Annotated in this window: 9 protein-coding genes; all 9 read left to right on the plus strand. The window is 49.7% G+C overall.

Annotation, left to right across the window (positions count from 1 at the left end; translation table 11 throughout):
- Window positions 1–321 precede the first annotated feature (321 nt).
- Window positions 322–4,257, plus strand: coding sequence for a hypothetical protein (locus NDI45_RS08255; RefSeq protein ID WP_348247009.1), 3,936 nt, complete (start codon window positions 322–324; stop codon window positions 4,255–4,257).
- A gap of 646 nt (window positions 4,258–4,903) precedes the next feature.
- Window positions 4,904–6,571: a GMC family oxidoreductase gene (locus tag NDI45_RS08260; protein WP_348247010.1), complete on the plus strand. Its 1,668-nt coding sequence runs from the start codon at window positions 4,904–4,906 to the stop codon at window positions 6,569–6,571.
- A gap of 179 nt (window positions 6,572–6,750) precedes the next feature.
- Window positions 6,751–7,539, plus strand: a complete 789-nt coding sequence (locus NDI45_RS08265) for a class I SAM-dependent methyltransferase (RefSeq protein ID WP_348247011.1) — start codon at window positions 6,751–6,753, stop codon at window positions 7,537–7,539.
- Between the two features lie 135 nt (window positions 7,540–7,674).
- Window positions 7,675–8,205, plus strand: coding sequence for a GNAT family N-acetyltransferase (locus tag NDI45_RS08270; RefSeq protein ID WP_348247012.1), 531 nt, complete (start codon window positions 7,675–7,677; stop codon window positions 8,203–8,205).
- Window positions 8,206–8,427: 222 nt separating this feature from the next.
- Window positions 8,428–9,366 (plus strand): alpha/beta fold hydrolase, encoded by a 939-nt coding sequence (locus NDI45_RS08275; protein WP_348247013.1) that lies wholly within the window; start codon window positions 8,428–8,430, stop codon window positions 9,364–9,366.
- 162 nt (window positions 9,367–9,528) lie between these two features.
- Complete coding sequence (locus NDI45_RS08280) at window positions 9,529–10,101, plus strand: putative dsRNA-binding protein (RefSeq protein WP_348247014.1); 573 nt, start codon at window positions 9,529–9,531, stop codon at window positions 10,099–10,101.
- Between the two features lie 363 nt (window positions 10,102–10,464).
- The gene (locus NDI45_RS08285; RefSeq protein WP_348247015.1) at window positions 10,465–10,638 is read left to right on the plus strand and encodes a hypothetical protein; all 174 of its coding nucleotides are present in this window, start codon (window positions 10,465–10,467) and stop codon (window positions 10,636–10,638) included.
- A gap of 52 nt (window positions 10,639–10,690) precedes the next feature.
- Window positions 10,691–11,122 (plus strand): tyrosine-type recombinase/integrase, encoded by a 432-nt coding sequence (locus NDI45_RS08290; RefSeq protein ID WP_348247016.1) that lies wholly within the window; start codon window positions 10,691–10,693, stop codon window positions 11,120–11,122.
- A 161-nt stretch (window positions 11,123–11,283) separates the two neighbouring features.
- A partial coding sequence (locus NDI45_RS08295) for a helix-turn-helix domain-containing protein (protein WP_348247028.1) occupies window positions 11,284–11,439 on the plus strand: 156 nt, incomplete at its 3' end.

Genomic DNA, 11,439 nt, shown 5'->3' on the forward strand with positions numbered 1-11,439 from the left:
AATATTATCGCCTTCCGGTGACGCGCCAGCCGTTGGGCTGCTTTAGGTTATCTACTGAGGCAGTATTAATTACCTACTTGTGAAGCAGCAAGAAATTTCTCAAAATTACCCGCAAGGGTACTGTCGATTCTTGAATAAATATTTGATATTCGGATAGCGAGAATTAATTGTCACGTCAGGAAACCGTTTGAGAAGTTTCTAGCTTTACTGTTTAAGGAGTGATAGTGAACCTAACTTTATATGTGAAGGAAAAAATGAACTTTAATCGCAATTACATCAGAGTACACCTGACAAATAGTGTTTCTAAAAAGGCTTGCCCCCATGATCCTTAAGTCTGACGATCTCATTAGCTCTATCCGCACTGAATTTCGAAATTTAGCTTTACGAGAATTGCTCCATCAGAACACTCATGTTCTACTGGGAGTTAATCAGGATACTGCAAATACGCTTAAAAAAATTGAAATTAATACCGTTTTTGATCTTGCTACATCTGTAGTTTTTGACACAGCCACCAAACTTGTAAATGCAGGCAATGATTTGAAGAGTGCGCTGTATCAATATGGTAATCCAACGGCTGATATGGTTCGTGAAGCAGAAGCCGCAGGAAAGAAAATTGAAGAGTTGCAATTTCTACCGATCAGTCTACTACAAAGTATTCCACAATCTGAGGTCGCGAACATAGCGACTCAACTTGATGTACAAACTGTTCGTGATTTGGCATTCTATCCTCCTTACCGGGTTGCGGTTCGACTTCTAAACGCAGTTTACTTTCCTGAAAATCAGGAAGACTTTGATCCTGAACGTCCTGCTGATCTACTGCCTAAGTCAGGCGAGTACCCAACCGAGCGCGTTCAGTACACAACTCTATTAATGGACGAGATCAAAATTGGTGACGACGATACAATCACGAATATTATCAGCCCAGAATTCAAACCGCTTGATCTTGTCAAACTTGAATTGGGCGATACAGGTTTCAAAAAGATTGCATTTGGAGCACTGCTAACCTTCAACCAATCCTGGTATGCTCAGGGCGTTACACTGGGGCAGCTTCTACACAGCACTTCTTTAGCGCCTGGTGAAAGTACCCGTGTTGCAGTGATTGACTGGTCACGCAAGAGTCGAGCGGGGGAAACTGAAATTATTGATGAAACCGACGATTTAACGAACGATACCTCTCACAATCGGAGCATCAGTGAGGTTGCACAAGCCGTTGCAAACGAGGCTCAAAGCGGTTTTTCACAATCAAATAGCAACAGCACATCAACGCAACAAGGAACTTCTACTGCTGCGGAACTTTCTGCACCGCTGGGTGGCTTGTTGGGCGGCCCTAGTGGTTCTATGGGAACGACCAGCAGCACAGCAACTACAAACACCCATGCTGATAGCTATTCCACATCGTTTGGGCATCGAGAGATTGGCAGCACGATGATGCAAAATGTCAACGATCGCACACATCAACATGCTCACAGCAACCGGAGCCGACGGGCATCGGTGGTTAAAGAAGTATCGCAAACAGAGCATGAAGGAATTAGCACTCGTGTTTTAGCGAATTACAACCACATGCACGCTTTGACAATTCAATATTACGAGGTCGTGCAAATTTACCGGGTTGAAGTGGCGATCGTCAAAGCAGACAAGGTTGTTTTTATTCCGGTACAGTTGGTTGATTTTCAAAATGATGCAATGGTGAGACGTTTTCGGAGTGTTTTGAGCCGCGCAGCCTTGACCTACGAAATCCGCGAAGCTTTGCAAAACCTGGATGTGCTGGAATTATCGCCGGAACGGAATACCTACTTCACAGGTTTAGATAACCGCCTCGGCATATACCTTAAAGATGCTCTGGTAAACCGCACTAGTATTACGGCAGCTGGGATGCAAGATCTACGAACTGTTGCAGATAGTTCTACCAGTGTAACCACTGACTCTGCCAAACCTGTGGAGGCTTCAGTGCCTGCTGCTACGGCTCAGGCAAAGATGCTAGCTGCGACCAACATCAACTCCACTGTTCGCCTGTCAAGTGCATTGTCAGTTGTACAGCAGGTGAATGACCAATTGTGGACGATGGATCAGACTGCACGATTATCAGGGCTCCTAAATCGCTCGGTGTTAAGAGCAAATAGCAATGCCATCTACTTACCGACTGATGTAACCGTAGAGGGTGGAGTGGCCGCTTCAGGCGGAACTCCGATGAAGATCATTTTCTACACTCAACAGGGAACAGCGATCAGCGAAGTTAGTCCAGAGCGTCCAATTGCAATGAGCGAAGTCAGCCGAGTTAGTATTTCCGGCAGTAGTTCAGAAAAGGATATTTCGGTCAACGTAACTTTGACGATCAACCGGAACGGGGTACGCTTTCCCCTCGAACTGCCTGCGGTTACCGTCAGAAAGGGAGCAACTCGCGAAACTCGTGTTGTTCAGATTAAACCAGGTGGCGTGAATATAAACCTGAAACAGCATCTGAATGACAATCGCATGTATTACAGTCAGGCAGTTTTTCGATCGCTAGATAGTACCCAAATCGCCATGCTTTTGTCAGGCTATGGGTTGGAAGTAGATGGGCAAATGGTTCCAGTCGCGCAAGTTGTAGAGCCGCGTCCAATTCGTTATGTAGGCAACTATCTAGCATTCAAAATGAATACAGATGCTTCGAACGATGAGAGTTGGGCAAGATGGCTCGACCAACACGGGATTCAACTTGGTAGTGCTAAGGAAGATATTGTTCCTTTAGCATCGGGTGGAACTTTTGCTGAAGCAGTGTTGGGACGTTCAAACTGCGCTGAGAAACTAGATGTCACCCGCTTCTGGAACTGGCAGGATTCTCCAATTCCGCTTCAACCTAGTGAAATTGCTGCTATCCAAACGGGTAGTCGGGCAACCAATGAAGATACTAACCCCGGTCAGTTAAGTACCCCAATTGTTAACATTACTTCGCCCACGAATTTGCCCGATCCTGCTGGCACGGCAGCTATTCTAGCTGCAATTCAGAATGGCAATATGTTCCGCGATATGAGCGGGCTGCAAAGCACGATTGGATTGGCTCAAGCAGCATTACAGGCAACATCTGCGGGTGCAGCAACCGCTGGTGAACAAGCGGGGACAAACATGAATAACTTGCTCAAGGCAAACACCGAGCGACAGCGAATTGCTGCTGAAATGATTACCAGTTTAGCCAAGACCGCTGCATCGGCGTACACAGGCGGTGCGATCGGTGCAGGCGGTGGTATTAGTGGGGGCGGCAACCACTCTCAAGATGGTGCAAAGATCAACTACTTCGACAAGACTCAAGGACAGACCCCAGCGGGCAACAATGCCAGTGGAGCAGGTGCGATCGTGCCTGTTGGCAGTGGTGGTCAAAGTGGAGGTGGCAGTATAAATGGTAGCAATGGAGGCTCTAGCAGCAATGGCACCAATGGCGGCGGCTATTCCCAAAACCCCGCTGCACTCGCAGCAACTTGGGGAGATAGTCAGCCCCGATCTGGCTTAATCAACAAGATCGTGGATAAATTTTCAGGTGAGTTTGGTGGAGATACAACCTCGCCCAGCACTCCTCTAACAACTCGCAAAGCGTGGCCTAAACTGGATGGCAATACGGTCTTGACACGCATTGAAAAGTTAAAAGGGGACGCCAACCTCTTTGATCAGGGTGCGGTTGGACTTTGCACGGCTGCGGCTTTCTTCCACCATGTTATTCAGAGGAACCCAGTAGAGTTTGAGTCGTTTGCCAAAGCCCTGTATGGCGCAGGGTTAGGCTTCTTAGGAAAATTCAAAATCGCGCCCGATTCTGACTTGCGGAATGCGGATTATTCGGCGCTTGCTGCGAAGTTTCCTGGATTGCCACCGCAAGCAGACTGGATGCTGATGTCATCAATTCGTGATAGCGAGAATTGGTTCTTCGATTTTGAGGGCGCACCCAATGAATCAACAGCTATTTCAACATCAGCAAAAGAGTTGAGCGAATGGTATAAAAAGACAGGCTTCTACTCCGATATTGCTTACAGCGACAATACGAGCTTGGCTAGCATTAAAGCCATCCAGAAAAATGCCAACAATCACATTGCAATCTGGATTAAAATCCCTTTGCTCCAGCCGGGAACAGCCACACACATCATTACTGTAGAGGGGCCAATCACGATCGATGAACCCAACGACAAGGTGACCTTCGATTACTGGACATGGGGACAACCAATCAAGACCCTAAATACGACAGTTACGGCTCTAAAGGCTAATTACCTTGGCGTGATTACTGCTAAGTTCTAGCCGACAATCGCTTTTTATAAAATGGTGCCTGGATTTTCTTAGGCACCATTTTATAAAACTACCGGGAGAAACGCTTGTAGGATTTTCCACTGCTTTAAGAGGTAAAGTTGGTTGAAGTGACGAAACAGCAGCCCGACACTGCGTTGGTGCGGACGGAAGAGAGTTTATCGTTGGTGTTCGAGGTTATCTGCCGCCGCACAACTTCACCGTTAGACCGCTTAAGTTTTAGCTGTGACGGTGCATCAATGCTATCTGTAGGTGTTCAGAATCAGGCTGCTACTACCATACCAGCTAGTGATAAATATCTTTAATGTTGTTGGAGTATTTGCCCGAAAACCTCCTAACGTAAATTCCTAATGCTTATTAGGTGACAGCGATAAGAATGTTGTAATTCAATTAGTGGGTGACACTAGACCTCAAAGATAAAAGACCTATCACACAATTAGAAGGTGAAATACCACTGAACGCAATGGAAAATCATTTTGATTGTGTTTAGTAGTTAGAAGTTAAAACGGTCTAACAATTCGGTTGGAGCAGACTGTTGGGAGATCTTGGTTGTACATCAAAGTTAACTAGCAGCCGCACAACTTCACCGTTCGGCGGCGGGAGTCCTTGGCTGACGTAATGAGAATCAACTGGAACACACATGCCCTTTCAAAACAACTATGCAAACCTGGTTTCCCAGAAAAGTGAAGCGCATACCCGCCTGATTCGGGACTACGACGGCCCGAACCCGGACTTCGACTACATCGTGATCGGCTCGGGGATCGGCGGCGGGACCGTGGCGGACGACTTGGCCGACCGCAACCCGGGGAAACGCATCCTTGTCCTGGACGCCGGCTCGTTCGTCTACCCGACCCACGTCTACAACATCAGCCGCATCCCGAACGGTGTGGTGGCGGGGCACTTCGGCGCGGACAACTTCTTGCAGACGGACACCCCCCAGCAGTTCATCGGCGGCAAGCCGCAACTCGTGTTCGGCGGCCGGTCCATCTTCTGGTCCGGTCTCATCCCGCAGCCGCAGGACTGGGAACTGGACTTCTTCCCCGCCACGATCCGGGCAGACTTGAAGGGCGAGTACCTGAAGCTCGCCGGCGAGCGGATGAACGTGTCGTTGACGTTGGGCAGTAAGGCCCGCGAGCTAGTCGCCTACTTCCGCACCAGCCCGATCGCGAACGATTTCGACATCCACGAGACGCCCCGGGCGCTGCACCAGCCTTACCTGCTAGCGGACGGCACGCCGGCGGACAAGTTCTTCGTGGAGCCTACGGGCGTCTTTAATACGGCTGAACTTCTCATCAACCAGACCGGGCTGACCCGCCCCGAACTCGACCTCAACGGCCGCGGGCTGTTCGTCAAGTTGAACAGCTTCGTCGAAGCCGTCAACAGTGTGCCCCACGACTGGTACGAAGTGAAGACGACCAACACGGTGACGGGGGAACAGCGGAGCTTTTACACGCAGAAGGTGATCATCGCGGCCGGCTCGACGGAAAGCCCGAAGTTGATCAACCGGTCCTCCGTGTTCCACACGTTGCCGGCCGACATCAAGCAACTGGTGGGATTCGGCCTGACGGATCACCCCGTGTCGAGTGAGTCTCAGGCGTACGTCACGTCCGTGGGCAACCCCCGCATCGATATCTCACCGCACGATCATGCGAAAATCATCTTCTATTCCAAGGGAAAACTCGACGCCAACGGCCACGTCCAGTACCCGTTCAACGTCGAGATGAACGTCAACCACGAGTACTGGCACTTGCGGAACAACGACCCGTCGGCGGGCCTTGTGGCCAATGACCCGAACCGCACGCGGGTGGACATCAAGTTCAGCTTCGCCAACTGCCTGGACGACCAGAACGGCATCTACTCGCACGCCAACGACGGGTACACGCCGTACATTAGTTTCAAGCGGTTTGCCGATCTCGACGACCTACTCAACTCGCGGTTCCCAGCCGTGGCCGGCTGGCAGAAGAACACTGCCGATTTCATGACGCTGCTGAACCAAACGCGGGACCGCATCTTCAACGAGTTCAACGACGTGCAGGTGCTGACGGGACGCTACGGCGGTTACCCCGGCGAGCAATGGCCGTTCGGCTGGGGGACGGTCCACCACGCCTGCGGCACACTGCGGATGCCGTGGAAGTCCAATCGCAACTCGGCGTTCAATTCTCGATCCGTCGTTGACGAGAACCTGAAAGTCCACGGCACCACTGGCCTCTACGTCTGCGACATGTCCGTGCTCCCCGTCAGCACGGCCGCGAATCCCGTGCGAGCGTTGGCCGGTCTGGCGCTGCGGCTCTCGCACCATCTCAGCTAGACGCCGAACCAGGCGCTGCACCTGACCGGGTCCGCATGTAGGCTCTCTGCGACCACAGCTCTCCGGGTGCGGCCCCGGCAGGTGAGCTGTGTCGTTGGGCGGCGCAGGACCGAACGTTTCTTTGTGCTAGCGTCCAATAGCATTGATCCCTCATCCACCTATGCCAGGATAGGTTGTTCATGGAACCAAACGACTACATTGAAGCAAACCGCATCATGTGGAACGAAACGGCCGATGTCCACGCGCTCGGCTATGTCACCGAACTTCAGAAAGCTATCCAAGCACCCAATTTCAGCACCTTTGATGAGGTTGAGAAACGCCTTTTCGCGCAGATTGAATTGAGCGGAAAGGCCGTGATCCAACTCGGTTGCAACAACGGGCGGGAATTGATCTCGGTCAAGAAGGCTGGTGCCGGTCGCTGCGTGGGCATAGATGTAAGCGACAAGTTCATCGCTCAGGGCCGGCAACTGGCCGGCTTGGCTCATGTGGCGGTGGAATTCGTGCGCTCGAGTGTGTACGACCTCGGGCCGGAGTGGGAGGGACAATTCGATCTTGTTTATGTGACGATTGGTGTATTGGGTTGGCTGCCTGACCTAGATGGGTTCTTTGGGGTTGTTTCGCGCTTGCTGCGTCGCGACGGACAGTTATTCCTCTACGACATGCATCCGATCTTGAATATGTTTGAGGTTGATAAGGGGCTGGTGGTCGAGGCGTCGTATTTTCAGCGTGAGCCATTTGTAGATGGAGAAGAACCCGACTATATGAACCCAACGCAAGTTGTTAAGGCAGTATCCTACTGGTTCCCGCACACGCTATCGGAAATCATTGGTGGGTGCCTCAAGCATGGGCTGCAACTGACGCATTTCGAAGAATACGAGCATGATCTGTCGATGGTGTATGCTGCCTTTGAACAGTTAGCGAAGAAACCGCCGCTGAGTTATTCCTTAGTGGCGCGCAAGACGCTTTGAGGTCCCTGATGCGTTACCCGTCGCTGGTGTATGGCTCAGTTTAGTCTTTGAGAGCAGATGTGTTTTATGTTAGGGCTAAGCTTAGCTACACCTTGATTTCTGGTTGTTAAGTTGTATTTATTGCAGAGGTCGTGGTTGAAATTCTTAGAAACTTCTCGTCTGTTAGTTCGCCACTTTGTGCTAGAGGATGCTGAAGCCCTCTTTAGGGTACACAGCAATCCCAATGTGGCGCAGTGGATGGGTGATGGAAAGCCACTGACCTACGAACGTTGCGTGCAGTGGATTGAGACATCGCTGCAGAACTATAAGATCCAGGGCTTTGGTGCTTCAGCAGTTGGGATGAAAAGTACAGACGCGTTCATAGGATGCTGTGGGCTTATCTACGATCCAGAGGGGATTGAGCCAGAAATCCCAGAAATTATTTACAGCTTTGAGCCGTGTTGGTGGGGACAGGGTTTGGCGAGTGAAATTGTACCCGCTATGCTTGACTATGGGCTGAAACACTGCGGACTGCAACGTATTCTTGCTACCATTGCTCCAGAAAATTTGGCTTCACGACGGGTTGTTGAAAAAGCTGGGATGGTGTTCGATCGAGTAGAAATCGAATCAGATGGGCTTCCCTCATTGGTGTACTACATTGAAGCAGCCAGAAGCAGAGAGCGATAGCGCAGCCCAACAATCCCGTTGCACACCGACCAGATAGAGATAGTTGGTTAAGCCCAAAGGGTTATCTGCGACGGGTGAACGGGGTCGTTAAACTCCCTTATCTCATCAAATTAGAGTATTTGACGGATTCAATATAAATTGCTTCACTTTATGTCCCCCGATTCTCGCCGTTCTGTAGGTCTGTTTGCCTGTCTAATCGCTCTACCTTTATCACTGCTGTTTGTGGGTTATACGACACAATCCTCAAAGCCTGTCGAAGTTCACATTACAACATCAACAGGCACTCTCTATGGCACACAGATTATTCCAACGTCTAATGTGCCAGAGCCAGTGGTGCTGATCATTGCGGGTTCAGGTCCAACCGATCGCAATGGAAACAATCCTCTAGGTGGGCAGAATAATAGCCTCAAACTACTCGCTGAAGGATTAGCGGGTCACGGCATTGCCTCGATACGATACGACAAGCGCGGGATTGGAGAAAGCTCAGCCGCAGGGCCTGAAGAAGTTGATTTGCGTTTCGATACCTATGTTGAAGATGCTGCACTTTGGATTCAGCAATTGCAGGCAGATTCTCGTTTCTCAAGCGTCACCGTGATTGGTCACAGTGAAGGCTCTCTGATTGGAATGCTGGCGACCCAAAAAACTGGAGCAGATGCTTTTGTATCAATAGCCGGGCCTGCCCAAACTGCATCACAAGTTTTACGAGATCAACTGCGACCTAGATTGCCAGACGCATTATGGCAACAGAATGAGCAGATTCTTGCTGCTCTAGAACAGGGGAACAGAGTGACCTCTGTTCCTCCAGAACTCAAGACGCTCTACAGATCGAGCATCCAACCCTACCTCATTTCCTGGTTTCGCTATACCCCTGCCCAAGAGATTAGGCGTCTCACTGTACCTGTTCTAATTGTTCAAGGAACAACTGATATCCAAGTGCCTGTCAGTGAGGCGCAAGCCCTGAAGATGGCTAAGCCGGATGCAGAGTTGAGAATTATTGAGGGGATGAATCACGTGTTAAAAGCTGTTCCATTAGACCCTGAACAGCAAAATGCTTCCTATTCTGACCCAACGCTGCCAGTGGTGCCTGAACTCGTTGAAGAGATAAGTCAATTTATTTATAGTAGTGAAATGCGCCGTGAGTCTAACCCGTCGCTGCACTGAAACGAGCCAAGTTGATTGCTTGAGTTGCGAAGGTTATCTGCGTTCGGTGAGCGCAATCGTTAGGCACACAATTCTCTATCTTCCAGCAGCTTTATGTAAGTTTAGTCCCGGTGATTGTGTTGAAGAGTTAACAGTACATGCGCTCCCAGTCTAAAGGTATATATGAGCGAAAATGCAAAGAACCAGCTTCTTGAAATACTCAAAAATCTTGGATGCCTCGAAGAGTACGCTGACTTTCAAACGACACTATTATCTCCCCCTCCTAACTCTCAGCATTCTACTGTTGTAACAGTGACATTCCCAGATGGGCGCATAGTTAAAGGAACTGGAAAAGGTCAACGTAAAGTTGATGCTGAGCTTATAGCAGCGCAGACCACCATTGATATTCTGCGTAATACATATCCAGAGCTGTTAGTAAATTGGGATGAGATATTTGTTGAGGCACAGGCAGGGGATGCCTTAATCAAACTAGGAGTATATCTTTCAGCATCTCTAAGAACTGCTAGTGAAAAATCGAAAGAACTACAAAGTCTGGAGGCTGATCAGCATCTTGCAAAAGTATTTGAGCAATGGAAAGCCAAGGGTGATCCAGATTTAGCTATTTGGGGAAGTAACTTAGGTGAAAAGAAGAAGGCTACTTTAGTTGAATCATTATTATGGCGGCGCTATGGGAAACAAATCATGGCTGATGATGCACCTCTGCAACTACAATCTCTACTAAAAAACTTGCAATAAGATTTTGCAAATCAAGTTGTAGGCTACAGTATGTCTAACAATCCGGGTGCAGCAGATTTTCTGAAGTTGCTTGTATTGGATGCAAAGACATCGGCAACCGCTGACCTGAAACGTTGTCTAAACATCAAGGCATGCTTTCTAGAATCACTGTCTGTAAAATTATGTTTAAATTTGAAGGATGAATTTTTCGGCAAAGTTTCAAAAGGAAGACCGCTCTAACCCCACAAACCAAAAAAGATGTGTAATTTCGCGATCGCCTTACTCTAATAAGGGGGATTTGCTGATCCACGCGACAAGAAGGGCGAAACAGTCTTCCAGGTATTGGGACAGGGAACACTACAAATGCCCTACCCTTGAGAGCCTATGTCCAGCTCACCATACCCCCACTACCCGCCCCAGTGCCAGCTCTGCCAGTTCTACACTCATAACCCGCCTCTGCGCTGTATCCTACATCCTCTAGGGCTAGAATCAGAGGGCTGCCGTGATTTTGTGACGATCGCCCCTCAAGGAGAACTGTTTTGCATCGCTTTCCAATAAAGAGAACTGGGTGTTCTGGGGTACACCGTTTGTTCCACCGAAGCAGGGGTAGGTGAATCTCAAACAGGGAACGCTGCATGTGAATCGAAAGAAGCGAGGCACTCCAGCAACGCATCCGCTGCAAGGAGCCGAGTTACGCGCACTGCGCCAGTTGAAGCGAGAGTATTCGGATTCGCCCTACCTGTTCCAATCGGAGCGCAAGGAGCCAATGAGCGATCGGACAGCACGAGCGATCATTGCTAGAGCAGGAGAGTTAGCTGGACTGCCATTTTCGGTTCACCCACACATGCTGCGCCATGCAACCGGGTACTATCTGACATCCAATGGGCAGGACACGAGAGCTATTCAAGCCTACTTGGGACATCGGAACATTCAGCATACACTCCGATACACCGAATTAGCTCCAGGACAGTGCAAAGATTTCTGGAGTGATCAGCCTTGCCTCTCAAGCAATTTAACGATCAGAGGGCAAGCTGCAAAATAACTCGTCGATAGGTAGGAGAAGTGAGGCTTTGATTAACAGACGAGATGATTTACAGGAATCCTGGCTGATGAGCTTGGTTTTATCGGGAGGCGGTCAGATATAGCTTTACGAGATCAGGTGAGAACGCTAAGCTAGCGAGAAACAAGCGTCTAGGAGTGCCGATGCCTTCCCCCTACAGTGATGACCTGCGGCGCAAAGCAGTTGATGCGGTCAAACGAGGTGAGGGCAAGACTGCAGTGTGTCGAATGTTTAACATTAGCCGCAGCACCCTCTATGGGTGGCTAGAACGGGAAGAGCAAACTGGAGATTGTCGCGCC

The organism is Leptolyngbya sp. GB1-A1, from assembly GCF_039962475.1.
In the GTDB taxonomy this organism is placed as follows: domain Bacteria; phylum Cyanobacteriota; class Cyanobacteriia; order Elainellales; family Elainellaceae; genus Leptolyngbya_A.